At 64.0% G+C, this 25,195-nt stretch carries 26 protein-coding genes; 17 read left to right on the top strand and 9 right to left on the bottom strand.

Features of this window, described 5'->3' with window-relative positions:
- Positions 1-199 precede the first annotated feature (199 nt).
- The 7 genes from FNB15_RS00925 to FNB15_RS00895 are packed head-to-tail and all read left to right on the top strand — an operon-like array spanning position 200 to position 6,218.
- Positions 200-664: an SUF system Fe-S cluster assembly regulator gene (locus tag FNB15_RS00925; RefSeq protein WP_144066910.1), complete on the top strand. Its 465-nt coding sequence runs from the start codon at positions 200-202 to the stop codon at positions 662-664.
- Between the two features lie 22 nt (positions 665-686).
- Complete coding sequence (sufB, locus tag FNB15_RS00920) at positions 687-2,144, top strand: Fe-S cluster assembly protein SufB (RefSeq protein WP_144066909.1); 1,458 nt, start codon at positions 687-689, stop codon at positions 2,142-2,144.
- Positions 2,145-2,168: 24 nt separating this feature from the next.
- On the top strand, positions 2,169-2,918 hold the full coding sequence (gene sufC / locus FNB15_RS00915; protein ID WP_144066908.1) for a Fe-S cluster assembly ATPase SufC: 750 nt from the start codon (positions 2,169-2,171) through the stop codon (positions 2,916-2,918).
- 12 nt (positions 2,919-2,930) lie between these two features.
- A complete protein-coding gene (gene sufD / locus FNB15_RS00910) occupies positions 2,931-4,244 on the top strand; it encodes a Fe-S cluster assembly protein SufD (protein WP_144066907.1) in 1,314 nt (437 codons plus the stop codon).
- A complete protein-coding gene (locus FNB15_RS00905; RefSeq protein WP_144066906.1) occupies positions 4,241-5,488 on the top strand; it encodes a cysteine desulfurase in 1,248 nt (415 codons plus the stop codon). Before sufD ends, FNB15_RS00905 begins: the two co-directional genes overlap by 4 nt.
- On the top strand, positions 5,488-5,847 hold the full coding sequence (locus FNB15_RS00900; protein ID WP_144066905.1) for an SUF system Fe-S cluster assembly protein: 360 nt from the start codon (positions 5,488-5,490) through the stop codon (positions 5,845-5,847). The genes FNB15_RS00905 and FNB15_RS00900 overlap by 1 nt, the downstream gene beginning before the upstream one ends.
- Positions 5,847-6,218 carry a HesB/IscA family protein gene (locus FNB15_RS00895; RefSeq protein ID WP_144066904.1) on the top strand — a complete coding sequence of 124 codons (372 nt, stop codon included), beginning with the start codon at positions 5,847-5,849 and terminating at the stop codon, positions 6,216-6,218. The genes FNB15_RS00900 and FNB15_RS00895 overlap by 1 nt, the downstream gene beginning before the upstream one ends.
- 6 nt (positions 6,219-6,224) lie before the next feature.
- On the opposite strand, the gene FNB15_RS00890 is transcribed toward FNB15_RS00895, so the two are convergent.
- Entirely contained in the window at positions 6,225-7,814 is a 1,590-nt protein-coding gene (locus FNB15_RS00890) for a hypothetical protein (protein ID WP_144066903.1), read from the bottom strand.
- Between the two features lie 92 nt (positions 7,815-7,906).
- Between FNB15_RS00890 and FNB15_RS00885 the strand changes: the two genes are divergently transcribed.
- Genes FNB15_RS00885 through FNB15_RS00875 form a run of 3 tightly spaced genes read left to right on the top strand, consistent with a single transcriptional unit; the run spans position 7,907 to position 9,992 of the window.
- Positions 7,907-8,659, top strand: coding sequence for a class I SAM-dependent methyltransferase (locus FNB15_RS00885; protein ID WP_185973660.1), 753 nt, complete (start codon positions 7,907-7,909; stop codon positions 8,657-8,659).
- Positions 8,656-9,660 carry a glycosyltransferase family 2 protein gene (locus FNB15_RS00880; protein WP_246068757.1) on the top strand — a complete coding sequence of 335 codons (1,005 nt, stop codon included), beginning with the start codon at positions 8,656-8,658 and terminating at the stop codon, positions 9,658-9,660. The genes FNB15_RS00885 and FNB15_RS00880 overlap by 4 nt, the downstream gene beginning before the upstream one ends.
- A complete protein-coding gene (locus tag FNB15_RS00875; RefSeq protein WP_144066902.1) occupies positions 9,657-9,992 on the top strand; it encodes an EamA family transporter in 336 nt (111 codons plus the stop codon). Before FNB15_RS00880 ends, FNB15_RS00875 begins: the two co-directional genes overlap by 4 nt.
- Here FNB15_RS00875 and FNB15_RS00870 read toward each other — a convergent pair whose 3' ends face one another.
- Positions 9,993-11,111, bottom strand: a complete 1,119-nt coding sequence (locus FNB15_RS00870; RefSeq protein WP_144066901.1) for a DegT/DnrJ/EryC1/StrS family aminotransferase — start codon at positions 11,109-11,111, stop codon at positions 9,993-9,995. It abuts the gene before it with no gap.
- 11 nt (positions 11,112-11,122) lie between these two features.
- The gene (locus tag FNB15_RS00865; RefSeq protein WP_144066900.1) at positions 11,123-12,097 is read right to left on the bottom strand and encodes an NAD-dependent epimerase/dehydratase family protein; all 975 of its coding nucleotides are present in this window, start codon (positions 12,095-12,097) and stop codon (positions 11,123-11,125) included.
- A 119-nt stretch (positions 12,098-12,216) separates the two neighbouring features.
- On the opposite strand from FNB15_RS00865, the gene FNB15_RS00860 reads away from it, so the two are divergent.
- Positions 12,217-12,633 (top strand): hypothetical protein, encoded by a 417-nt coding sequence (locus FNB15_RS00860; RefSeq protein ID WP_144066899.1) that lies wholly within the window; start codon positions 12,217-12,219, stop codon positions 12,631-12,633.
- Positions 12,634-12,685: 52 nt separating this feature from the next.
- Here FNB15_RS00860 and FNB15_RS00855 read toward each other — a convergent pair whose 3' ends face one another.
- The 4 genes from FNB15_RS00855 to ugpB all read right to left on the bottom strand — a co-directional run bounded on the left by FNB15_RS00855 (position 12,686) and on the right by ugpB (position 16,927).
- Positions 12,686-13,753: a sn-glycerol-3-phosphate import ATP-binding protein UgpC gene (locus tag FNB15_RS00855; protein ID WP_144066898.1), complete on the bottom strand. Its 1,068-nt coding sequence runs from the start codon at positions 13,751-13,753 to the stop codon at positions 12,686-12,688.
- 9 nt (positions 13,754-13,762) lie between these two features.
- Positions 13,763-14,620 (bottom strand): sn-glycerol-3-phosphate ABC transporter permease UgpE, encoded by an 858-nt coding sequence (gene ugpE / locus FNB15_RS00850; RefSeq protein ID WP_144066897.1) that lies wholly within the window; start codon positions 14,618-14,620, stop codon positions 13,763-13,765.
- Positions 14,620-15,501: a sn-glycerol-3-phosphate ABC transporter permease UgpA gene (gene ugpA / locus FNB15_RS00845; protein WP_144066896.1), complete on the bottom strand. Its 882-nt coding sequence runs from the start codon at positions 15,499-15,501 to the stop codon at positions 14,620-14,622. Before ugpA ends, ugpE begins: the two co-directional genes overlap by 1 nt.
- Before the next feature lie 76 nt (positions 15,502-15,577).
- Positions 15,578-16,927, bottom strand: a complete 1,350-nt coding sequence (ugpB, locus tag FNB15_RS00840) for a sn-glycerol-3-phosphate ABC transporter substrate-binding protein UgpB (protein WP_144066895.1) — start codon at positions 16,925-16,927, stop codon at positions 15,578-15,580.
- A gap of 230 nt (positions 16,928-17,157) precedes the next feature.
- Here ugpB and FNB15_RS00835 point away from each other — a divergent pair, with 230 nt between their 5' ends.
- The gene (locus FNB15_RS00835) at positions 17,158-17,784 is read left to right on the top strand and encodes a M48 family metallopeptidase (RefSeq protein WP_144066894.1); all 627 of its coding nucleotides are present in this window, start codon (positions 17,158-17,160) and stop codon (positions 17,782-17,784) included.
- A gap of 6 nt (positions 17,785-17,790) precedes the next feature.
- Entirely contained in the window at positions 17,791-19,023 is a 1,233-nt protein-coding gene (locus tag FNB15_RS00830; protein ID WP_144066893.1) for a multidrug effflux MFS transporter, read from the top strand.
- Here FNB15_RS00830 and FNB15_RS00825 read toward each other — a convergent pair.
- Together FNB15_RS00825 and FNB15_RS00820 are read right to left on the bottom strand one after the other, a co-directional pair.
- A complete protein-coding gene (locus tag FNB15_RS00825) occupies positions 19,020-20,051 on the bottom strand; it encodes an alpha/beta hydrolase family protein (protein ID WP_185973659.1) in 1,032 nt (343 codons plus the stop codon). The genes FNB15_RS00830 and FNB15_RS00825 overlap by 4 nt on opposite strands.
- Before the next feature lie 10 nt (positions 20,052-20,061).
- Positions 20,062-22,188 (bottom strand): transglycosylase domain-containing protein, encoded by a 2,127-nt coding sequence (locus FNB15_RS00820; RefSeq protein ID WP_144066891.1) that lies wholly within the window; start codon positions 22,186-22,188, stop codon positions 20,062-20,064.
- A gap of 149 nt (positions 22,189-22,337) precedes the next feature.
- Here FNB15_RS00820 and FNB15_RS20890 point away from each other — a divergent pair, with 149 nt between their 5' ends.
- From FNB15_RS20890 to FNB15_RS00805, 4 genes are read left to right on the top strand one after another with little or no spacing between them, the layout of a single operon-like run.
- Positions 22,338-22,487 carry a hypothetical protein gene (locus FNB15_RS20890; protein ID WP_185973658.1) on the top strand — a complete coding sequence of 50 codons (150 nt, stop codon included), beginning with the start codon at positions 22,338-22,340 and terminating at the stop codon, positions 22,485-22,487.
- A complete protein-coding gene (locus tag FNB15_RS00815) occupies positions 22,484-23,344 on the top strand; it encodes a metal ABC transporter ATP-binding protein (RefSeq protein ID WP_144066890.1) in 861 nt (286 codons plus the stop codon). The genes FNB15_RS20890 and FNB15_RS00815 overlap by 4 nt, the downstream gene beginning before the upstream one ends.
- A gap of 5 nt (positions 23,345-23,349) precedes the next feature.
- Positions 23,350-24,225, top strand: a complete 876-nt coding sequence (locus tag FNB15_RS00810) for a metal ABC transporter permease (protein ID WP_144066889.1) — start codon at positions 23,350-23,352, stop codon at positions 24,223-24,225.
- A 2-nt stretch (positions 24,226-24,227) separates the two neighbouring features.
- The gene (locus FNB15_RS00805) at positions 24,228-25,163 is read left to right on the top strand and encodes a metal ABC transporter solute-binding protein, Zn/Mn family (RefSeq protein ID WP_221932714.1); all 936 of its coding nucleotides are present in this window, start codon (positions 24,228-24,230) and stop codon (positions 25,161-25,163) included.
- The last annotated feature ends 32 nt before the right edge of the window (positions 25,164-25,195 follow it).

Genomic DNA, 25,195 nt, shown 5'->3' with positions numbered 1-25,195 from the left:
CCGCTGCTTCCGATTCACGCCTGGTCCCCGGTTGAAATGCCAATATTAACCATTGCCGCAGAACCCCTTAAGACCGGTTTAACCTGCTTGACTTCCCAGGTTCGGAAATCATCTTGCAAACCATACCGATTTGGTCTTATTTGCCGCCCGACAAATCGGACTATATCGGTCCGAATTGCAATTGCGAAGGATTTGCAACATGTTGCGCCTGAGCCGCCTGGCCGATTACGGCGTCATGGTCATGGCCCATGTTGCCGCCGATCCGGTCGGGGTGCACAACGCCGCCGATGCCGCCCAGGCCACCGGCCTGCCGGGGCCGACCGTGGCCAAGATCATGGCCAAGCTGGCCAAGAACGGCCTGCTGGCCTCGCAGCGCGGCGCGCGCGGCGGCTACCGTCTGGCGGCCGCGCCGGAAGAAACCACCGTTGCCGCCATCATTACGGCGCTGGATGGCCCGATCGCGCTGACCCAGTGTTCCGACCATCAGCAGCCCAGCGCCTGCGACCGCGAGAATCTGTGCGTGTCGCGCCGCGGCATCAACCGCATCAACACCGCCATCCGCAGCGCGCTGGAAGGCGTGACGCTGGCCGAACTGGCGCGTCCCACCTACGACTTCTTCGGCCCGCTGCCGACCCGTGCGGCCGCGCCGCCGCCCAACGCTTAAATTCAGTCCGGAGCCAAGCCCCATGGCTGCCAATGCGCAAACCATCGAAACCGTTGAAGGCCTCGCCGGCGAATACAAGTACGGCTTTGTCACCGACATTGAATCCGAGCTGCTGCCCAAGGGCCTGAGCGAAGACACCGTCCGCTTCATCTCGGCCAAGAAGGGCGAGCCGCAGTGGATGCTGGACTGGCGCCTGCGCGCCTATAAGTCCTGGTTGCGCATGGCCAAGGAAAAGGGCGAGCCGGGCTGGGCCAAGGTCAGCTATCCCGAGATCGACTTCCAGGACATCCATTACTATTCCGCGCCGAAGAAGAAGCTGAAAAGCCTCGACGAGGTCGATCCTGAACTGCTCGCCACCTACGAGAAGCTCGGCATTCCGCTGAAGGAACGCGAAATCCTCGCGGGCGTCGCGGTCGATGCCGTGTTCGACAGCGTGTCGGTCGCCACGACCTTCAAGGGCAAGCTGAAGGACATGGGCATCATCTTCTGCTCGATGTCGGAAGCCGTGCGCGAGCATCCCGAACTGGTGCAGAAGTATCTCGGCTCGGTTGTGCCGGTGACCGACAACTTCTATGCCACGCTCAACTCCGCCGTCTTCTCGGATGGCTCGTTCGTTTACATACCGCCGGGCGTGCGCTGTCCGATGGAGCTTAGCACCTATTTCCGCATCAACGAGGCCAAGACCGGCCAGTTCGAGCGCACGCTGCTGATCTGCGACAAGGGCGCCTACGTCTCGTATCTGGAAGGCTGCACCGCGCCGATGCGCGATGATAACCAACTGCATGCCGCCGTGGTCGAACTGGTGGCGATGGAAGATGCCGAAATCCGCTACGCGACCGTGCAGAACTGGTATCCGGGCGACAAGAACGGCAAGGGTGGCATCTACAATTTCGTCACCAAGCGCGGCGCCTGCCGTGGTGCGCGGTCGAAGATCAGCTGGACCCAGGTGGAAACCGGTTCGGCGATCACCTGGAAATATCCCAGCGTGATCCTGCAGGGCGATGACTCGGTTGGCGAGTTCTACTCGGTCGCGGTGGCGAACAATGCCCAGCAGGCCGATACCGGCACCAAGATGATTCATATGGGCAAGAATTCGAAGTCCACGATCATCTCCAAGGGCATTTCGGCCGGCCGTGCGCAGAATACCTATCGCGGCCTGGTGCGCGTGATGCCGGGCGCGGCCGGCGCGCGCAACTATTCGCAGTGCGACAGCCTTCTGATCGGCGACCGCTGCGGCGGCCATACCGTGCCCTATATCGAAGTGAAGAACCGCTCCGCCAAGGTGGAGCATGAAGCCACCACCTCGCGCATTTCCGACGATCAGCTGTTCTACTGCCGCCAGCGCGGCCTGTCCGAGGAAGATGCCGTCTCCACCATCGTGAATGGCTTCTGCAAGGAAGTGCTGCAGAAACTGCCGATGGAGTTCGCCGTCGAAGCCCAGAAGCTGCTCGGTGTCAGCCTCGAAGGCTCGGTCGGTTAAAGATTACCTCCAAGGATTGCCCCCATGCTTGAGATCAAGAACCTGCACGCCACCGTCGATGGCAAGGAAATTCTCCGCGGTATCGACCTGACCATCAAGGCCGGCGAAATCCATGCCATCATGGGGCCCAATGGCTCCGGCAAGTCGACGCTGTCTTACGTGCTGGCTGGTCGCGACGGCTATGAGGTCACCGAAGGAGACATCATTTTCAACGGCCAGAGCCTGCTCAATCTCGAGCCGGAAGAACGCGCCCGCGAAGGCGTGTTCCTCGCCTTCCAGTATCCGGTGGAAATTCCCGGTGTCGCCAATGCCACCTTCCTGCGCTCGGCGGTGAATGCCGTGCGCAAGCACAAGGGCCTGGCCGACATGGATGCCATGACCTTCCTGAAGACCGCCAAGGCCAAGATGAAGCAGTTGCAGATGGACGAGAAGTTCCTGCAGCGCGCCGTCAACCAGGGCTTTTCGGGCGGCGAGAAGAAGCGCAACGAAGTATTCCAGATGGCCATGCTGGAGCCCAGGCTGGCGATTCTGGACGAGACTGATTCCGGCCTGGATATCGACGCGCTGAAGATCGTTGCCGAGGGCGTGAACGCGCTGCGTTCGCCCGAACGTTCGGCCATGGTGATCACGCATTACCAGCGCCTGCTGGATTACATCGTGCCCGATGTGGTGCATGTGCTGTCCAGGGGCCGCATCATCAAGACCGGCGGCAAAGAGCTGGCGCTCGAACTCGAGGCCAAGGGCTATGCCGATATCATCGCGGATGCTGCGTAAGGCAAACTGATCATGTCCGCTTTGCCCTTCACTGAACATCTTGCTGGCGCCTTCGAGGCGACGGCCGGCAGTTTGCCTGGCGCCAAAGATGCCGCCGTGGCGGCACGCCGCAAGGCTGCCATCGAGGCGTTTCAGCGTCTCGGCCTGCCGAACCACAAGCTGGAAAGCTGGAAATTCACCGGCTTGAATGCGCTGGAGCGCCAGGTCTGGTCATTGCCCGCCAATGACGGCAGCGTCGATCCGGTGCGGCTGAAGGCCACCGCGCTGAACGTCGACAGCCACCGGCTGGTCTTCGTCAACGGCCGCTTCGATGCCGCGGCCTCGAAGATCGGCGCGCTGCCCAAGGGGGCCACGCTGGCACCGCTGAGCGCGGCCGGCGATGCCCTCAAGGATGCACTGGCTGCTGCCGGCGACGGGCGCGAGGTTTCGCTCAGCGAGTTGAATGCGGCGCTGGCCAGCGACGGTGTCGTGCTGCTGCTGCAAGATGGTGTCACGCTGGACAAGCCGGTCGAGATCGTCAGCTTCGGTGTGCCGGCGCTGGTCAATCTCCGTCACCTGATCCGTCTCGGCGCCAAGGCCGAAGCCACCGTGCTGGAAAGCTATCGCGATGGCGGTGCGTCTGCTGCCGGCTGGACCAATGTCTATGCCCATGTCGCGGTCGGTGCGGGCGCCAGGCTCACCCATATCCGCCTGCAGGCCGAGCATGACGCGGCTTATCACGCCGCCCTTGGCCGCGTGTCGATCGGCGCTGGTGCGCGCTATACCCATGTCTCGGTGCAGGGCGGTGCAGCGCTGGCGCGCCACGAACTGCATGTCGAGTTTGTCGGCCGCGATGCGAAGGCCGATATCCAGGGTCTGGTGCTGGCGCATGGTGCCGCGCATCTCGACCACACATTGTTCCTGCATCATGCCGTGCCCGACTGCAGCAGCAACCAGCTGTTCAAGCATGTGGTCGACGACCATGGTCATGCGGTGTTCCAGGGCGGTATCCGTGTCGCGCCACAGGCGCAGAAGACCGATGCGCAGCAGTTGAGCCGCACCCTGCTGCTGGCCGACCGGGCGCAGATCGATACCAAACCGGAGCTGGAAATCCTCGCCGACGACGTGAAATGCAGCCATGGCGCCTCCATCGGCGACGTGGATGCGCAGCAGCTGTTCTACATGCAGGCGCGTGGCATCCCGGTGGCCGAAGCGCGCCGTCTGCTGCTCAGCGGCTTTGCCTATGAGGTCGTGAGTGCCGCGCCGGAGGGCGCGTTGCGCGATCATGTCGAAGCCTTTGTCGAAGGCTGGCTGGCCGCCAATAGCGAAAAGGGGGGCAAGGCATGAGTGCGCTCCCGAAACAGTCCGCCCCGGCTTTCGATGTCGAGCGCGTGCGCGCCGATTTCCCGATCCTGTCCGAGAAGGTGCATGGCAAACCGCTGGTCTTCCTCGACAGCGGCGCCAGCGCCCAGAAGCCGCGCCAGGTGATCGAGGCGATGACGCGGATGTACGAGCATACCTATGCCAATGTGCATCGCGGCATCTACCAGCTGAGCCAGCTGGCCACCGACGAATACGAGAAGGCGCGCGAGAAAGTCGCGCATTTCATCGGCGTGAAAGACACCCGCGAGGTCGTCTTCACCCGCAACGCCACCGAAGCCGTCAATCTGGTCGCCCATAGCTGGGGCTGGAAGAATCTGAAGGCCGGGGACGAGGTGCTGATCACGCATCTGGAGCATCACGCCAATATCGTGCCCTGGCAGATTCTGGGCGAGCGCTATGGCGTGAAGCTGAAGGTCGCGCCGATCAGCGACAGCGGCGAACTGGTCTGGGATGAATTCGTCAAGCTGATCGGGCCGAAAACCAAACTGATTGCCGCGGCGCATGTGTCCAATACGCTGGGCACCATCCTGCCGGTGGCCGAGATGATCCGCGTCGCCCATGAAAAGGGCGCGAAAGTGCTGATCGACGGCAGTCAGGCCGTGCAGCATATGCAGGTCGACGTGAAGGCGCTGAATGCCGATTTCTACGTTTTCACCGGGCATAAGCTTTACGGCCCGACCGGCATCGGCGTGCTCTATGCCAAGGCCGAGATCCTGGAAGGCATGCCGCCCTGGCAGGGCGGTGGCGACATGATCCTGTCGGTCAGTTTCGAGAAGACTGAATACAACGACATTCCGCACCGTTTCGAGGCCGGCACGCCGGCCTTCGTGGAAGCCGTGGGGCTGGGTGCCGCCATCGACTATGTGAACTCCGTTGGGCTGGAGGCGATTGCCGCCCATGAAGCCGACCTGACCGCTTATGCCACTGAGAAGCTGTCGGCGGTCAATTCGCTGCGCCTGATCGGTACGGCCGCGCACAAGGCCGGCGTGATGTCTTTTGTGCTGGAGGGCATTCACCCGCACGATATCGGCACTATCCTTGATCGCGAGGGAATTGCGGTCCGGGTCGGCCAGCATTGCGCCCATCCCCTGATGGAGCGGATGGGAGTGCAGGCCACGGTGCGGGCCAGTTTCGGGATGTACAATACGCGGGCCGAAATCGATGCGCTGTGCGCCGGCCTGAAGCGGGTCAGGGAGATTTTTGGCTGATGTCGGCGCCTGAAGAAATTGATCAGAACCCCCCGGCAGGCGGCGCTGCCGGCCATGACGAGCTGCGCGACCAGGTGATCGAGACGATCAAGACCGTCTTCGACCCCGAGATTCCGGTTAACATTTACGAATTGGGCCTTATATACAAGGTAGACGTAAACGAGGCCCGGGATGTCCAGATCGACATGACCCTGACCTCGCCGAACTGTCCGGCCGCCCAGTCGATGCCTGCCGAGGTGGAGCAGAAGACCCGCTCCATCCCCGGTGTCGGCGAGGTGACCATTGATGTCGTTTGGGATCCGCCGTGGGGCCCGGAGCATATGTCCGAGGCGGCCCGGCTTGAACTGGGTGTGATGTGATGACGACGACCGAAACCACGACAGCAGCGGCCCGTCCGGCTTTCAAGCCGGTTACGCTGACCGACGCGGCGGCGGAGCGTGTACGTACGCTGATCGCGCAGTCGGACAAGCCGGTGATCGGCCTGCGCATCGCGATCAAGACCAAGGGCTGCTCGGGCTTCTCGTATGACATCCAGTATGCCACCGAGAAGCAAAAGTTCGACGAGGTGGTCGAGGATAAGGGCGTCACGGTTCTGATCGAGCCGAAGGCGCAGATGTATATCTTCGGCACCGAGATCGACTGGGAAGAAGACAAGCTGCAATCCGGCTTCGTCTTCCGCAATCCCAACGAGAAGGGCCGCTGCGGCTGCGGCGAAAGCTTCCACGTCTGATCTGGGTTACTTGAGACCGTCGCGCCGGCGATAAATCGTATAACGGTCGAGGTCCAGCGCGCGGTCGTAATCCTCAAACCGCTTGGCGAAGAGCGGATTGCGCGAGAAATAATCCAGATAATTGAACGCCTCGCCCTGGCAGCGCGGAATGCCGGGAACGTTGTCGACGATCAGAAGCGACGGCTTCTTCCTGTAGAAATCCTCCGCCACGCTGCGGAACACGAATTCCTCGGCCCGGCTCATCGATTCCGGCGGATTGTACAGCGGCGCCAGCTCCTGGCAGTCCGAATAGGCGCCCTGCAACAGCCACATGCTCTCGAACCGCATGGTCATCTTCATGTTGAGATAGTTCAGCATGGGAAAATGCGGATAGATACCGGGCGACAGAACCAGCACCCGGTCGTTGCGGCGCTCGGCTTTCACGACATGCATCAGGCGCTGCAGGTCCGAGCCACGGTATTCCAGCTGCTTGAAGAACGGTCGGCTGTGCAGGCCTTCCTGATAGAAGATCAGCAGCATCAGCGCGGCGGCAAACAGCCTGGCGGGCCGGTTGTCGCTGCGCTTGGGCCAGACCACATGGTCCATCACATAGGCGATGATTACGCCGGCCAGCAGCAGGGTCAGCGCCTGGGCCGGTAGTGCGTGATAGGGCCAGCCCTTGCCTTGCGCGTAGCCCGAGAGGAGCCCGCCGATGCCGGCCAGGAAAATGATGCGCGCCATATGCGAGCGCACCGCCAGGAAGGCGGCGATGCCCAGCAGCGGCAGGATGAAGGTGGGCGGGCCGAGATTGGCGCTCAGCGCCAGGTCGAACATGCTCCACTGGCTGACTTCGCTGTAGAAGGCGCGCGCCAGCGGCAGGGCGACGGTGAAATATTCCGGCGTGACGATGATGGCGAACAGCGCATGGGCGACGCAGACGGCCAGCACGGCCCAGGGTGCCGGATCGGCCAGGCTGCGCCGCAGTGAAACCTGGCTGACGATGTAGAGTTCGACGAACAGCGGCATTCCCAAGAAATACGGCTTCATGGCAAAGCCGACGCCAGCCATCAATCCGGTGGCGATCTTCAGTCGGTTCGACAGGTCTTCGCCGTCGGCGCGTCCGCTGGCCACCAGCAGATAGGGCATGGCCAGAACCAGCATCATGTGTTCGCGCTGCGCGAACATGTTGTTGGGATAGACGATCAGCAGGAACAGCAGCAGCAGCGGCAGCAGCGCGTCAGCGGTGGCATGCGCCGGATCCAGGCTGGCGGCCAGCACCTTACGGCAGGTGATGAACGAGGCGGCGATGCCAAGGCCCAGCAGGCCGACCAGTGCGGTGGTGCCCTGCATGCCGGTCAGCTTGGCAATGAACTCAGGCAGCAGGTGGACGACGAAGACCAGCGGGGTGTTGATGTCGATCGCGTCGATGAAGAGGCGGCCGCCGTTGAGCCAGCTCTTCGAGATATAGAGCAGGACAGCGGTGTCGTGGTTGATCGGCGGAAAGAAGTAGCCGATCAGCCAGAGCGCGCAGACAGCCAGCACCAGGCCGTGCAGCAGGCGCGGCCAGTCCCATCCGCGGCGCAGCACGGCATCCTGGGTGTTTTGGCTGGTATTCATGGCGGGATCGGGCAATTGCACTGGCCTAAGCTAGGTCGTCTTGGTAAATCATTCACTTACATACAAATCAAATGGAAAACCGGTAACGGCGAATGGAACGGGTTGAATACCACCGGATGGCGATGCTGGAGGCGACCATGTGGTGGTATCGCGCCCTGCATGCCCGTCTGCTGGACCGTATAGCCCGTCTGGGCCTGCCGGCAGGCGCCCGGCTGCTGGATGCCGGCTGCGGCACTGGCGGGCTGCTGGCGCGTTTGGCGGTCCTGCGACCGGATCTCGACCTGCAGGGGCTGGAATACGACGCAGAGGCGGCTGCACTGGCGCGCGGGAAGCTACCGCCCGGCCGGGCCCCGGACAAGCTGCAGGTCGGCAGCGTCAATGCCATGCCCTACGGGGACGGGCAATTCAACGCGATCGTCAGCGCCGATGTGCTGTGCCATGCCGCGGTGGATGAGCCGGCCGCACTGGCCGAGTTCCTGCGCTGCCTGACGCCGGGCGGTACCCTGCTGCTGAACCTGCCGGCCTATCAGTGGATGGCATCGGCGCATGACGTTCATGTCCACAACAAGCGGCGCTATACGATGGGTCAGGCGCGTCGCCGGCTGGCCGAGGCCGGTTTTGTCGCCGTCTCCGGCGGCTATTGGAACAGCCTGCTGTTTCCGTTAATGCTGCTGCACCGCCTGACGGCGGGTACAGGGAGCGGCGAGGGCAGCGACGTGAAGCCTTTCCCGGCCTGGCAGGACCGCCTGTTCCATGCCGTCATGGTGATCGAGCGGCGGCTGGCCGGGATCGGCCTGCAGCTGCCCTTCGGTGGTTCGGTCTGGATCGAGGCGAAGAAACCATGAGGCAGATGGCAATGCAGGGCGACATGATCAGCACGGCAGATGCGGCCCCGGCTTTCGCGCTGTCGATCGTGGTTCCGGTCTATAACGGCGCTACCAGCGTGCCCACGCTGGTCGAGGCGCTGGCCAAACTGGACGTGCCGGGCGGCCACGAGATCGTGCTGGTCAACGACTGCAGCCCGGACAATTCGCTCGATGTCTGTCGCGATCTGTGCCGGCAGAATTCGGTCGCGCTCACCGTGGTGAACCTGGCGCGCAATTTCGGCGAACATAACGCCGTGATGGCGGGCCTGAGCCAGGCGCGTGGCGAATACATCATCAACATGGACGACGACCTGCAGAACCCGCCCGAGGAAGTCGTGCGGCTGTGGCGCTATGCCAAGGACCATGCCTACGACGTCGTCTACACCTATTATGCCGACAAGCAGCATGCCGCCTGGCGCAACCTCGGCAGCCGCTTCACCAACTGGTGCGCCGACAACCTGCTCGACAAGCCAAAAGGCCTGTATCTCTCCAGCTTTCGCTGCATGAGCGCGTTTGTCGCCCGCAACATCCTGGAGCATACCGGGCCGTTCCCTTATGTGGACGGCCTGATCATGCAGGTGACGCAGAATATCGGCCGCCTGCAGGTGCAGCATCTGGCGCGCGCCGAGGGCCGCAGCAACTACACGATCCGCCGGCTGGTGCGGCTGTTCATGTCTATGTTCCTGAATTTCTCGGTGATGCCGCTGCGTATCGGCACGCTGGTGGGCTTCGTCATGGCGGGCCTCGGCCTGCTGGTCTTCCTGGTGATCCTGATCGAGGCGCTGGGTGGCCGTACGCCGCAGGGCTATGCCTCGGTGATGGCGGCGATCCTGCTGCTGGCGGGCGTGCAGCTGATCATGCTGGGCCTGGTCGGCGAATACCTCGGCCGGCTGTTCCTGACCGTGAACCGGAAGCCGCAATTCATCGTGCGCGACGTGCAGCGCAACGAAAAAGCTCTGCCAACGGAGACGCGGTCATGATCTGGTTTTATGTCGCGCTCGGCGTCGGCGTGCTGCTCGGCGTCGGCGGCCAGATGCTGCTGAAATCCGGTGCCGGCGGCGAAACCCTGCTGCAGCAGTTCCTGGCGCCGCAGTCGATCATCGGTCTCGCGCTCTATTTCGCCGCGGCGCTCTGCTACATGTACGCTTTGCGCAAGATCCCGGTCTCGATCGCTTTCCCGAGCGTATCGCTGTCCTACGTGCTGGTGGCGCTGCTCGGCTTCTGGCTCTACGGCGAGCCGATCACCATGTCGAAGCTGGCCGGCATCGGCCTGGTCTGCTGCGGTGTCTTCCTGATCACGCGCGCGGCGTGATCACCAGACGGCTTTCACGGCGGCAATCACCGTATCGACATCGCTGTCGGGCAGCTGCGGGAACAGCGGCAGGCTGAGCACGCTTTTGGCCGCGCGTTCGGTATTGGGCAGACCGCCCGCCCCGAGTGCGATCTTGCCCTGATAGGCCGGCTGCAGATGCACCGGCACCGGGTAATGGATCAGCGTGCCGACACCTTTGTCCTTCAGCTTCGCCTGCAGCTCGTCACGGCGCGCACCGGCGTCGACGACATAGAGATGATAGACCGGAGCGGCGCCGGCGCGAATCCTGGGCAGGGCAAGGCCGTTCAGGCCGGCGAGCCCGGCGCTGTAGCGTGCGGCAATCGCCTGGCGGCGTGCGGTATCAGCGGGCAATGCCATGAGCTTTACACGCAGAACAGCGGCCTGCAGCGGATCGAGGCGGCTGTTCATGCCGGCAATGGCGCTGATATAGCGCTCGCGCCAGCCGTATTCGCGCAACGCCCGCAGGGCGTCCGCCACGCTGTCATCGTCGGTGGTGACGATGCCGCCGTCACCGATGGCGCCGAGGTTTTTGGTCGGATAGAGACTGTAGGCCGCCGCCTTGCCCCAGCGCCCGACCATCCTGCCATTCAGCGTGGCGCCATGCGCCTGCGCATTGTCCTCGATCAGGATCAGGTTGTGTTTCTCGGCAATCGCGGCGATCTCGGTGATCGCTGCCGGCTGGCCATAGAGATGCACGGGGATCACGGCTTTGGGCTTTGGCGCGCCGGCCGGCCATGACTGGAGCGTGGCCTCCAGCGCCTGCGGCGACATGGCCCAGTATTCGTCGGTATCCACCAGCACGGGTGTCGCGCCGGCCAGTTGGATGGCGGCGACGGTGGCGACCGCGGTATGCGACACGGTGATCACGGCATCGCCAGGGCCAATGCCAAGGCCGCGCAGCGCGAGGATCAGCGCATCGGTGCCGCTGGCGCAGGCCACGGCATGTTTGGAGCCGGTATAGGCGGCGAAGTCGCGCTCGAAGGCTGCGACTTCCTCGCCCTGGATATACCAGCCATTTTCCAGCACGCGGCGGATTGCTGCATCGATCGCCTCGCGCTGGGCGAGATAGGCGGCTTTGGGGTTGGTCTGCGGAATCATCGTGGGGGCTCTCACAGGTAATGCGCGGCATTGCCGCGATAGAATTCGAGCGTCTGCTTCAGGCCATCGGCCAGCGACGTCTTCGGCATCCAGCCGGTGGCGGCGCGGAAGGCGGCATCATCGGCCACGTAATCACCGATATCGATCTTCTTGCGTTCGGCGGGAAATTCCTTGCGCTCGAAACCGCCGCTGCCGCCAACCTTGATCAGCAGCTCCGCCAGCTCCAGCAGCGACATCGGCGGACAGCCGCCGATATTGTAGATCTGGCCCGCGGTGGCTTCTGTGTCGGCCGCCAGCAGGACGGCATCGCACAGATCGTCGACATAGGTGAAGTCGCGCTTCTGCTCGCCGCCCCAGACCTCGAAGCGGCTGTTCTCGATCACATGGCGAATCCAGATGCCGAGGAAGGTCTGCTTGGCATCGCGGATGCGCATGCGCGGACCGAACACGTTGGTCAGGCGCAAGGCGGTCGTGCGCATGCCGTGCACGCGGGCATAGAGCATGTGATAGGATTCGGCGGCATATTTGTGGATGCCGTTGATATCGGGCGGCGCGATCGGATGCTTCTCGTCGACCGGCAGGTAATGCGGCGGACCGTAGAACTGGCGGGTCGAACTGAAGATCAGGCGGGCCTGCGGATTGACCCGCCGCACCAGTTCGAGGAAGCGCAGGTTGGCTTCCTGGTTCAGCCGCAGGTCTTCCAGCGGCTGCTTCATCGAATCCATATGCGAGGTCTGGCCGGCGAAATTGAAGATCACCGCCGCTTTGCCGATCGCCTCGAAGATGGCGGCTTCGGCGCCGATATCGGCCTCGATCAGTTCGGTCAGGGCCAGGCCCGACAGATTGAAAGGGTTGGCGCCATACTGCGCCAGCATGCGGTCGATCACCGTGACCTGCGCGCCCGCCTCAAGCAGGCGCCGCACCAGATTCGAACCGATAAATCCCATCCCGCCGGTCACGATCACCGGCTTGCCGTGCCACGACATCAAATCACCGCGTTGTGTTGCTGGAGTCAGACGATTGCGCCGGATTATGCCTGAATTGAGGCGGATTTGTCAGGAGACAGGGACTTGCCGTTAACGGACCGGCGCGGCAAAGTGGCCCTATGACTTGGCACCCCATATCCTGGCGACGCGGCCTTGCGGCCAGCCTGCTGCTTGGCCTGACCGCCTGCGGCGCGGTTGCAGGTGATCCCTACATGCTGGGCCGCCGGCTGCCGACGGATGGCAACCAGTTCGAGATCGGTCTTCTGCCCGCGGCGAACCATCCGCGCACTGGCCGGCCGTATTTTTCGCTCTGCTACAACCGGCTCAGCCATAAGCCTGAGCAGATTCTGGCGCTGGTGCAGAAGCACTGCGGCGACCCGCAGCTTTTCTACAATCAGGCCGATCTGTCTACCTGCTCGCTCACGGCTCCGGTGCGTGCGACCTATAGCTGTTCGGCCCTGAGCCGCATGGCCGAAGAGGCCCGGCCAAACCTGAGCGTGTCCGGCTCCTATCTCGGAACCATCCAGCTGAACTGAAGCCGTGCTGCGTCCCGCCCAAGAGGGTACGGGGCGCGGGCGGCGCGGCATATCACACGGCGATGCGCAGGCCGCTATCGGCGTCGAACAGGTGCGCGCGGCTGATATCCACCATCAGGCCCGGGCGGGAATTGTCGTGATAGCCGGCATTGCTCGGCACGCGGGCGACGATCTCCTGGCCGCCGACCTTGCCATGCAGCAGGGTATCGGCGCCGAGCTCTTCGGCCACATCGACATCGAGATGGAGATCCGGCGTCTCGTCCGATCGTGCGATGCGCAGGGTTTCGGGGCGAATCCCGAGCGTGTAGCTGCCGGCCGGCGTCGCCCAGCCGCCGGGCAGGGCGAGCGCGACACCATCGTCCAGCACGGCTTTGCCGGCATCGATACGGCATTTCACGAAATTCATTGCCGGCGAGCCGATAAAGCCGCCGACATAGGTGGTGGCCGGGTGGTTATAGACATCGCCCGGGGTGCCGATCTGGTCGGCGCGGCCCTGGTTCATCACCACCAGCCGGTCGGCGAGCGTCATCGCCTCGACCTGGTCGTGGGTCACGTAGATCGAGGTGACGCCGAGCTGGGCGTGCAGGCGCTTGATCTCGAGACGCATCTGCACGCGCAGCTTGGCATCCAGGTTCGACAGCGGTTCATCGAACAGGAACACGCTGGGTTCGCGCACGATGGCGCGGCCCATGGCGACGCGCTGGCGCTGGCCGCCTGACAATTCACGCGGCTTGCGCTGCAGATAGGGCTGCAGCTGCAGGATTTCTGCGGCGCGCTGCACGCGCGTCTCGATATCGGCCTTGTCCATGCCGCGGATGCGCAGGCCATAGGACATGTTCTGATACACGCTCATATGTGGGTAGAGCGCGTAATTCTGGAACACCATGGCGATATCGCGATCGGCCGGCTCCACATCGTTGACCACGCGGTCGCCGATCAGGATCTGGCCTTCAGAAATCGCTTCGAGGCCCGCGACCATGCGCAGCAGGGTGGACTTGCCGCAACCCGACGGACCGACGATAACGATGAATTCGCCATCCTTGATCACCATGTCGACGCCGTGGATGGCCTTGACCGGGCCGTAGTTCTTCTTGACGCCTTTCAGCGTGACATTCGCCATGACGGGCGCTCACTTTTCCGTTTCAACGAGACCTTTGACGAACCAGCGCTGCATCAGCACCACCACCAGAACAGGCGGCAGCAGAGCCAGCACGGCCATACCCATGATCACCGGCCATTCATAGAAGGCATCCGGTGCACGGATCAGGCGGCCGATGGCCAGCACGATGGTTTGATACTTGTAGTCCGACGCGATCAGCAGCGGCCAGAGATACTGGTTCCAGCCGTAGATGAACTGAATCACGAACATGGCGGCAATGCTGGTGCGGGTCAAAGGGATCAGAATGTCCCAGAAGAAGCGCATCGGACCGGCGCCGTCGATGCGCGCGGCTTCCACCAGCTCGTCCGGCACCGTCATGAAGAACTGGCGGAACAGGAAGGTGGCGGTGGCCGAGGCGATCAGCGGCAGGACCAGGCCGGTATAGGTATCCAGCAGGCCAAGGTCGGCGACGATCTTGTAAGTCGGGATGATGCGCACCTCGACCGGCAGCATCAGGGTGATGAAGATCATCCAGAAGAAGAAGTTCTTCAGCGGAAAGCGGAAGTAGACGATGGCGAAGGCCGACAGCAGCGAGATGATGATTTTGCCCACGGCGATCGAGATCGCCATGATCAGGCTGTTCATCATCAGCACGACAGCCGGCGTGGCGCCGCTGACGCCGACCAGCTGCGGGCCGTCGAACAGGGCGCGCGCCGTATTCTCCAGCAGCTGGGCACCGGGCAGCAGCGGCATCGGCGTCTGCGAGACATCCTGGATGGTGTGGGATGCGGCAATCACGGCCAGGTAGATCGGGAAGGCGACGATGACGATCATCGCCACCAGCATCAGGTGGCCAAAGGCGTTGGCGACTGGGCGGCGCTCGATCATCAGTAGTGAACCTTGCGCTCGATGTAGCGGAACTGAACGACGGTCAGGGCGATCACGATGACCATCAGGATCACCGACTGGGCCGCCGAGCCGCCAAGGTCCTGCGCCTCGAAGCCGTCATACCAGACCTTATAGACCAGGATTTCGGTTGATTTGGCGGGGCCGCCGCGGGTCAGCGAATGGATCACGCCAAAGGTTTCGAAGAAGGCGTAAACCACGTTGACCACCACGAGGAAGAACAGCGTGGGCGACAGCAGCGGGAAGACCACGGTCCAGAAGCGGCGGATCGGGCCGGCGCCGTCGATAGCGGCCGCTTCGATCAGCGATTTCGGGATCGACTGCAGCCCTGCCAGGAAGAACAGGAAATTGTAGGAAATCTGTTTCCAGGTCGCGGCAACGACGACGACGAACATCGCCTGATTGCCGTTGAGGTGGAAGTTCCAGTCGACGCCGGCCTGCAGCAGCAGCCAGGCGAAGATGCCCGGGCCGGGCAGGAAGACGAAGCCCCAGAGCGCACCGGCAACGGCGGGCGCTACGGCATAGGGCCAGATCAGCAGGGTCTTGTAGAGGGTCGTGCCGCGCACCAGGCGGTCGGCCGTCACGGCGAGCAGCAGCGACAGGCTCAGGCCGATGGTGGTGACCAGCGTGCTGAAAATCGCGGTGATCTTGAAGGAATTTGCATAGTACTCATCCTCGAAGAGGATGATGAAATTCTCCAGGCCGACGAAATGGCTGGTGATGCCGAAGGCGTCCTCGCGCAGCAGCGACTGCACGACGGCCTGGCTGGCCGGCCAGAAGAAGAAGACGATGGTAATCGCGATCTGCGGAGCGACCAGCAGATACGGCAGATAGCGATTATGAAAGACGACTCGTTTTTCCATGGTGCGCCAAAGAAAAGCCCGCGCCCTGTAAAGTCAAGGCGCGGGCTTCCGTTAAGAGGGTCGAATCAGCTCACTATTAACGCTTGGCGTCGCGCTCGAACTGGCGGAGCAGGCGATTGCCACGCTCCACGGCAGTGTCGAGAGCTTCCTTGGGCGACTTCTTGCCCGACCAGACGGCTTCGAGTTCTTCGTCCATCACGTCGCGGATCTGCACGAAGTTGCCCAGGCGCAGGCCCTTGGAGTTGTTGGTCGGGGTCTTCAGCATCATCTGCTGTACCGAGGTGTCGGTGCCCGGATTGGCGGCGTAGAAGCCCTGCTGCTTGGTGGCTTCATACGACATCGGGGTGATCGGCAGGTAGCCGGTCACCTTGTGCCACCAGACCTGGTTCTCGGTCGAGGTCAGGTAATCGAAGAACTGGGCCACGCCCTTGTATTCCTCAGGCTTGTGCTTGCCGAGCACCCACAGCGAAGCGCCGCCGATGATCGAGTTCTGCGGTGCGCCGGCCACGTCGCTGTAGTACGGCAGCATCGAGATGCCCCACTTGAACTTGGCGCCGCGGGCGAAGGTGGCATAACCGGCCGAGCTTTCCATGTGGATGGCGCATTCGCCCGACACGAACTTGGCGTTCGCCTCGTTCTTGCGGCCGCCATACACCATCAGGCCTTCCTTCATCCAGGTCTGCAGCTGGGTGATGTGGCGCACATGCAGCGGGGTATTGAACTGCAGCTCGGTGTCGAAGCCATCGAAGCCGTTCGACTTGCTGGCGAAGGGCACGTTATGCAGCGCCGAGAAATTCTCCAGCTGCACCCAGGTCTGCCAGTTGCTCTGGAACGGGCAGGTGCTGCCCGAAGCCTTCAGCTTCTTCAGGATCGGGTCGAATTCCTGCCAGGTCTTCGGCGGCTTGTTCGGGTCAAGGCCGGCCTTCTCGAAGGCGTCCTTGTTGTAATACATCACCGGCGTCGACGAATTGAACGGATAGGACAGCATCTTGCCGTCCGAAGTGCTGTAATAGCCCGTCACCGCGCTGATGTAGGAACCCGGATCGAACTTGTAGCCGTTCTGCGACATCAGTTCGTGCACCGGCTTGATCGCGGCGCGCGAGGCCATCATCGTGCCAGTACCGACTTCGAAGACCTGCACGATATGCGGGCCCTTGCCGGCGCGGAAAGCGGCCATGGCGGCGGTCAGGGTTTCAGGATAGCTGCCCTTGTTGACGGCAACGATCTTGTACTTGTCCTGGCCCTTGTTGAAGCCTTCGGCGATCTCGTTGACCCGCTCATTCAGCGCGCCGGTCATCGCATGCCACCATTGCAGCTCGATGCGATTGTCCTTTGCCTGCGCCCACGCGCCCGAGGCGCTGATCGCTATGGCCGATCCGGCCAGCAGCGCGAGCGCAGTACGCGCGAGTTTCCCTGTCGATTTCATTGTTCAGTCTCCGGTGCTAAAGAAATCCGCCCTGAGTCGGGGGTGGCCGACGTTTTTATGGTTCCTACGATGACGTTCGCACGTAAGATTTGTTACGGTTATATGACAAGGGGCGGGTATTGACCAAGCCTTATTCTGCCAGTTCGGCTGTAGAAATTGGTTCTGACAGCCTGACGGTCGGCGCACAGAGCTTTCCGTTTCTAGTGAAGCGTGATTCCCGGGCGCGGCGTATGCTGCTGCGTGTAATGCCCAGGGATGGTGCGGTCATCCTGGTGCTGCCGACTCGGGCCAGCCTCAAATCCGGCCAGCAATTCGTCACCGAGCAGGTCGACTGGATCATGGCCCGGCAGGAAGAAAGACCGGAAAGCCAGCCTTGGCGTGATGGCGCGGTCCTTCCGCTTTATGGTGCGCCGCACATCATCCGCCACCGGCCCTCCGGTCGCGGCGGGGTCTGGCTGGAGCAGGACGAAATCCATGTCACCGGTCGCAGCGAGCATCTGCCGCGCCGCCTGCGCGACTGGCTCAAGCGCCGGGCACGCGAGGAATTCGGGGCGACCGCCCACGACATGGCCGCCAGCATCGGCGTGCAGGTGCGGCGCGTCACCGTGCGCGACACCCAGAGCCGCTGGGGCAGCTGCTCGGCGCATGGCAACCTGTCCTTTTCCTGGCGGCTGCTGCTGGCACCGCCGGCGATCGGGCGCTACCTGGTGGCGCATGAAGTGGCGCATCTCAAGCATATGGACCACAGCGTGGCTTTCTGGTCGCTCTGCGCGCGCCTGCTGGGCAGCGAACAGGATCTGCGCTCCGCGCGCGCATGGCTGCGGCGCCATGGCGCCGCCCTGCATCTGCACGGCTGACCGGACATGACAAACCCGCGGCGACCGCTGGCGCGCGACTCGACTGCGCTGGTGATCCTGCTCGGCTGCGCCACCGCGCTCGGGCCGCTCAGTACCGACATGTATCTGCCGTCGCTGCCGGTCCTGGTCGGGCTGTATGGCAGCGACATGGCGACCGTACAGCTCACGCTGAGCGCGTTTCTGGCCGGCTTCGCCGTGATGCAGCTGGTCTATGGCCCGCTGTCGGATCGTTTCGGCCGCCGGCGGGTGCTGCTGGCCGGGGTGGCGCTCTATACGCTGGCCTCGATCGCCTGCGCTTTTGCCGGCAGTGTCGAATGGCTGATCCTGTGGCGCTTCGTCCAGGCACTCGGCGCCTGCGCCGGTGTGGTGCTGGGGCGTGCCATCGCACGCGATCTCTATGAAGGGGCTGCTGCGGCCCGCGCACTCTCCATGATGGCGATGACGCTGGGTCTGACCCCGGCAGTGGCGCCGATCCTGGGTGGCTATCTGCATGACTGGTTCGGCTGGCAGGCAAACTTCATCGCCATGGCGCTGACCGGGGCAGCACTTGGCGTCTGCGTGCTGTTCTTCCTGGCCGAAAGCAACCGGCATATCAATCCGCAGGCGATGCGGCCCGGCCCGATGCTGCGCAACTTCGGCATCCTGGCGCGACATGCACGGTTCCGCGGCTACGTGCTTTGCATCGCCTTTTCCTATGGCGGCATGTTCAGCTTCATCTCGGCCTCGTCGTTCACGCTCGATCGCGTCTTCGGCGTCGGGCCGACCGAATTCGGTTTGTGCTTCCTGCTGATCGTGATCGGCTACCTGATCGGCGGCTTCATCGGCACGCGCTTTACCATCCGTTTCGGCGTCAATGCCATGCTTGGCCTCGGCGCGGCGTCCTGCGCGGCCGGCGGCCTGCTCATGCTGGCGCTGCAGGGCTGGGCCTGGATGGCGGCGCTGACGTGGCACTGGTTCAGCCTGATCGGCCCGATGATGCTGTTCACCCTGGGGCTCGGCCTCACCATGCCGCAGGGCCAGGCCGGTGCGCTGCAGCCGTTTCCGCAGATGGCGGGGGCGGCGGCGTCGCTGATGGGCTTTGTGCAGATGAGTGTAGGCGCCTTTGCCGGGATCATCGTGGGCCATGCGCTGAACGATACGGCGCTGCCGCTCAGCCTGGCGGTGGCCGGCATGGGCACCGGCACGCTGCTGAGCTACCTGCTGATCGTGCGGCGGCTGGCGCGGACTCCGGAAGCCTAAGGCGTCACGGTCTTGCTGAGCAGCCAGACGGCAATGCGCTCGGTCAGCGCCGGATCGATCTCGCCGGCATAGCCTGGATCCTTGGCATCCTGCATGCTCTTCAGATTGTGGCTGGTGCGCGGCAGCAGGATCAGCGTGTGGTCGTCGCTGCTGCGCGCCTGCAGCGCGCGGTCCAGCGCCACGGCATCGCGTTCGGCCGAGATCTGGATATCGGCATCGCCCTGCACCAGCAGCACCGGGCCGGCATAGCGACGCGCCAGTTCGGCGGGATCGAGCCTGAGCTGCGCCTGCCAGAACGGCCCGCTGTAGACCGGATAGAGCCCGTTCAGCGCCTGCGGCAGTTTCTCCGGCACCTTGCCGGTATCGCGGATCGCCTGCACCACGCGGTCGTTCTCGGCGAGGAAGGCGCGCTTCTGTGGCGGCTTCAGCGCGCCGAGCTGGCGTTCAAGCTGCTCGCGCACGATCGCGTCGAGCGGCCGGCCGGCGGTCGCGAGCAGCACCAGCGCGACCGGCTTCTCGCGCTCCTGCAGGCGATGGGCGAGGTCGAGCGTGATCATGCCGCCCTCGGAATGCCCCGCGAGGCCGACCTTGTTGAGATCGACGCTCGATTGCGAGCGCAGGAAGGCGTAGGCGGCGTAAGCATCGTCGACGAAACGCTGCCAGGCGAAATAGTCGGCATAGTCTTTCGGATCAACGGGGAGCCCGGCGGCATTGGCGTGCATGCCGCGCTTGTCGTAGCGCAGTGTGGCGATGCCTTTCTGCGCCAGGCCCTCGGCCAGCTGGCGCAACAGGTCGGTGCGCATCACCGGCGGCTGGTTGCCGTCGCGATCGGTCGGGCCACTGCCCTGCAGCAGCACCAGCGCCGGCACTTTCTCCACCATGCCGCCGGGCAGGGTCAGCGTTCCGGCCAGTACCGCGCCATCATTGGAGGTGAAGCTGATCTGCTGGTTCACGACACCTTCGGCCCGGGCATCGGCGATGCCGAAGCCCAACACGAGCAGCAGGCCGGCCAGCCGAAGACGTTTCACAGGCACACCGTCACTGGCGCACCGGCTGCGGACCGACCTGCCAGATCATCTGCGGTTCGGTGCTCTGGCCCTGCTGCGGCAGCGCAGGCCGCGCGTCGGGGTCGTTGGCGGCAGGCGCTGCCGGTTCGATATGGCTGCGCGGCGGTGGCGGCACCGGCGATGACGGCCGCGCCTGTGCCGGCGTGGCGCCGCCGAATGAGCCGACGATGCGATCCCACAGCGAGGGCAGGTTGAAGTTGCGGCTCGGCGCCTGCGGCAGCTCGCTGGCCGGACGGCCTTTCAGCGCGTCGGTCATGAAGCCTTTCCAGATCTGCGCGGGCAGGCCGGAGCCGCTGACTTTCTTCGTGGGCGAATTGTCGTCGTTGCCGACCCAGACAGAGGTGATCAGGTCGGGCGTGTAGCCGACAAACCATGCATCGCGGTAATCGGAAGTCGTGCCGGTCTTGCCGGCCGCCGGACGGCCGATGCGGGCGGCCCGGCCGGTGCCGGTTTCGACCACGCCGCGCAGCAGGTCGTTGAGATCGCCCAGCGTTTCCCCGCCGATCATATGCGCGTAAGCCCCCCCGTCCTGGCGACGGAACAGAACATTGTTCTGTGCATCGCGGATCTCGATCACGCCGTAAGGCTGTACCGCATAACCGCCATTCACGAAAGCGGCATATGCAGCGGTCAATTCTAGTACGCCGACTTCAAATGCTCCAAGCGCAAGCGAGGGATGCGGCTTCAGATCGCTGGTTATCCCCAGGCGTCGCGCGGTCTCGATCACCTTGTCGCGGCCAACCTTTTCATCCACCTGCACGGCGATGGTGTTGATCGAGCGTGCCGCGGCCTCGCGCAGCGTCATGGTGCCATGATACTGGCCGTCGTAATTGCGCGGCTTCCAGCCGCTGATCTCAATCGGTCCGTCAACGAACTGATCATCGGGCCGGATGCCCTGTTCCAGAGCGGTGAGGAAGACGATCGGCTTGAAGGCCGAACCGGGCTGACGGCGTGCCTGTGTCGCGCGGTTGAAGCTGCTGTCGATATAGTCACGGCCGCCGACCATGGCACGCACCGCGCCGTCGGGCGCCAGCGCCACCAGAGCGCCCTGGCGGACATCCTGTTTCTCGCCCTCGCGGTCCAGCACGGTATCGACCGAGCGTTCGGCGCCGGCCTGCAGGCGGCTGTCCAGCGTGGTGTAGACGGTGAGATCGGTATGGTCGCGGCCGACCAGCTGATAGACCTCTTCCACCGCCCAGTCGGCGAAATAGCGCGCATTGGGCAGCGGCAGTCGGGACCGCGCCAGCTGTGTCGGCTTGGCAATCGCGGCCTCGGCGGTTTCCGGCGTGATGTAGCCGGCGTCGGCCATGTTGCGCAGCACCTGCGCCGCGCGGCTCTGCGCCGACTTGATATTGCCGGTCGGCGCCAGCTTCGATGGCGCCTTCAGCAGGCCGACCAGCATGGCGCTTTCACCCAGCGACAGCTTGGCGGCCGGCTTGTCGAAAAAGCGCTGTGCGGCGGCTTCAACGCCATAGGCACCCGCGCCGAAATAGACGCGGTTGAAATACATCTCCAGGATCTGGTCCTTGCTGAATCTGTGCTCAAGCCGGAAGGCGAGCATCAGTTCCTGCACTTTGCGTTTCAGCGTGCGGTTCGGCGTCAGGAACACATTCTTGGCCAGCTGCTGCGTCAGGGTCGAGCCGCCCTGCACGGTGCGGCCGGCGCGCAGGTTGGCATAGGCCGCGCGGGCCAGGCCGATCGGATCGATGCCGAAATGCGAATAGAAGCGGCGGTCCTCGGTGGCGATCAGCGCCTGCGGCAGCTGCGGCGGCAGGGATTTCAGCGGCTGATGCTCGCCATAGAGATCGCCATAGGTGGCCAGCACCATGCCGTCGGCGGCCTTCAGCGTCACCGAGCTTTTGCGCTCGACGATATAGAGCTCGTCGAAATCCGGCAGGTCGTAGGCATACCAGGCAATCAGTCCGCCCAGCACGACGGCGCCCCAGATCGCCACCACCGCTGCCAGGGCACCGATACGGCCGAGCAGGCTGCCGGACTGCGAGATCGGGAACAGGCGTTTCAGCCAGCCAGTCCGCCCTTTATTTCGGGACGAGGTGGATTTTTTGGGGGCAGTGCTGCGGCGTGGCGAACGGGCCATGGCGTAACGAACTCGATTTTCAACAAAAAGTGCCGGCCACACCGGCGATTGCGGCGGTGTGGCAGCCGAATGTGACCGGTTTAGGGCATGGCGGGTTGACGGGAGGTGAATACCATATGTTATAAAATAACATCTTGAGGCCGAAACCCATGCCGACCCGCCAGCCAAAGCCCGCCGTCTTCGATCTGCCGATTGCCGTTCTGACGGCCGGCATCGGGCTGCGCATGGCTGCGCTGTTGCCGGTGCTGGGCCTGCTCTGGGCCGCGATCTGGTGGGCCGTGGGGAGCGCCGGGCCATGAGTCGCATTGCATCTGCAGCTGTGGCTGGCGAAATCACTTTGAAAGACGTGACGGTCGCCTATGACCGCCATCCGGCCGTGCATCATGTCAGCGGGCGGTTCGCGCCCGGCTCGCTCACCGCCATCCTCGGCCCGAATGGCGCGGGCAAATCCACCTTGCTGAAAGCCATCGTCGGCCAGATGCCCATCGCCGAAGGCCGTATCGAGCGCGGCCCGCTGAAGCAGCGCGACATCGCCTTCCTGCCGCAGCAGTCCAGCCTCGACCGCAGCTTTCCGATCTCGGTGCTGGAACTGGTGCTGCTCGGCCACTGGCAGCGCGCCGGCGCGTTCGGCCGTATCGGCAAACAGGGTATCGAGGCGGCGCGTGCCGCGCTCAGCGCCGTCGGCCTCGAAGGCTTCGAGCAGCGCCCGCTCGGCACGCTCTCCATCGGCCAGGCGCAGCGCGCGCTGTTTGCCCGCGTGCTGGTGCAGGATGCGCGCGTCATCCTGCTGGATGAGCCCTTCAATGCCCTCGATGCCCGCACCATTGCCGACCTGCTGGCGCTGCTGCGCCGCTGGCATGCCGAGAAGCGCACGGTGATTGCCGTGCTGCATGATTTCGAGATGGTGCGGCAGCATTTCCCCGATGCCGTCTATCTGGCGCGCCGGCTGATCGCCTGGGGCAGGATTGAAGATGTGCTGACGCCGGAAAACCAGCTGGCCGCGCGCCAGATGGCAGAATCCTGGGATGAGGACGCCGCGCTGTGTCTGCCCCATGAGCATCCATCCCCGGATCATGGTCATCATCACGGCCATGATCACGGCCATGATCATGGTACGGGTCAGAAACACGACCACGACCACACCCACGCGGCCTGACACCCATGACCGCCCTCGCGGATTTCCTTTTCGGGCCCTTCGCCGAATTCGCCTTCATGCGCCGCGCGCTGGTGGCCTGCTGCGCGCTCGCGCTCGGCAGTGCCCCGATCGGCGTGGTGCTCATGCTGCGCCGCATGAGCCTGTTCGGCGAGGCGATGAGCCATGCCATCCTGCCCGGCGCTGCCGTCGGCTTCCTGATCGCCGGTTTCTCGCTGCCCGCCATCAGCATCGGCGGCGTGATCGCCGGACTGGTCGTGGCGTTGCTGGCCGGTGCGGCCACCCGCGCCACCGACCAGCGCGAGGATGCCAGTTTCGCGGCGTTTTACCTGATTGCACTCGCACTCGGCGTCACGCTGATCTCCACGCGCGGCTCGGCCGTCGATGTGATGCAGATCCTGTTCGGCTCGGTGCTGGCGGTGGATGATCCGGCGCTGCTGCTGCTGGGCTGCGTGGCCAGCCTGACCCTGCTGGCATTCGCTGTCATTTACCGCCCCTTGCTCGCGGACGGTTTCGATCCGGAATTCCTGCGCAGCGTGCAGCCCGGCAGCGGCACGCTGTACCACTTCATCTTCCTCGGCCTCGTCGTGATCAATCTGGTCGCGGCCTTCCAGGCGCTCGGCAGCCTGATGGCGGTCGGCCTGATGATGTTGCCGGCGCTGGCGGCGCGCTATTGGTGCCGCTCGCTGGTCAGCGGCATGCTGGTCGCGGTGCTGATCGCCATGCTCTCGGCCTATAGCGGCCTGCTGCTGTCCTATCACGCCGACCTGCCGTCCGGTCCGTCGGTCGTGCTGCTGGGCGGTGCGGCCTATCTCCTGTCGCTGGCCTTTGGCCAGCATGGCCTGGTGATGCTCTGGCATCGCGGCCGCCATCTGGAAGCCTGATCGTGCTGCGTCTGCTGGCGATATGCGCATTGGCGCTCGCCGTGGCGTCTCCCGCCCATGCGCAATCCGGGGCACAGCAGAAGCTGCGCGTGATCGCCAGCTTCTCGATTCTTGGCGATATCGTCGCGCAGGTTGGCGGCGAGCGGATCGAGCTTGTGACGCTGGTGCCCGCGATGGGCGACGCGCATGTGTTCCAGCCGACGCCGAGCGATGCGCGCGCCGTCGCCACGGCCGATGTGCTGGTGGCGAACGGACTGAATTTCGAGCCCTGGCTCGATCGCCTGGTGGCGGCGTCCGGCTTCAGGGGCCGGCGTATCGTGGCTGCCGAGGGCATTGCACCGCTCGCGCTGCGCAGCGCTCACGACCATGACCACAAACACGACAAGCCGGCGAAAAGCGGTGGCAGGATCGACGATCCGCATCTCTGGCACGACCTGACGCGAATGCAGACCTATATCGACACGATCGCCAAAGGCCTGGCGGCGGCCGATCCGGCGCATGCTGAAGCGTATCGCACGCGCGGCGCGGCCTATGCCGCCGAGCTGCGCGCGCTCGATGCCTGGGCAGCAAGCGAGATCGGGCAGCTGTCGAAAGAGCAGCGCAAGGTGATCACGCAGCATGATGCCTTCGGCTACCTGGCGGCGCGGTACCAGATCGTTTTCATGGCGCCGCAGGGCGTCACCACCGAAGCCGAGGCCTCGGCCGAAGCGGTTGGCCGCCTGATCCGCCAGATCAAGCGCGAAAAGGTGCAGGCGCTGTTCTTCGAGAATATCGCCAATCCGCGGCTGATCGAGCAGATCGCCCGCGAGGCGAAAGTGAAGGTGGGCGGCCGGCTGTATTCCGATGCGCTGTCGCCGCCTGGCGGCGAGGCCGACAGCTTCGCGAAGATGTATCGCCTGAACATCACCCGCCTGGTCGAGGCCATGAAGCGGGACTGAGCCGGAAGCGGCGGGGAACCGAAGCGCGGCGT

This window comes from Ferrovibrio terrae (genome assembly GCF_007197755.1).
Lineage (GTDB): Bacteria > Pseudomonadota > Alphaproteobacteria > Ferrovibrionales > Ferrovibrionaceae > Ferrovibrio > Ferrovibrio terrae.
This window is presented reverse-complemented; position numbering and strand designations above follow the sequence as displayed.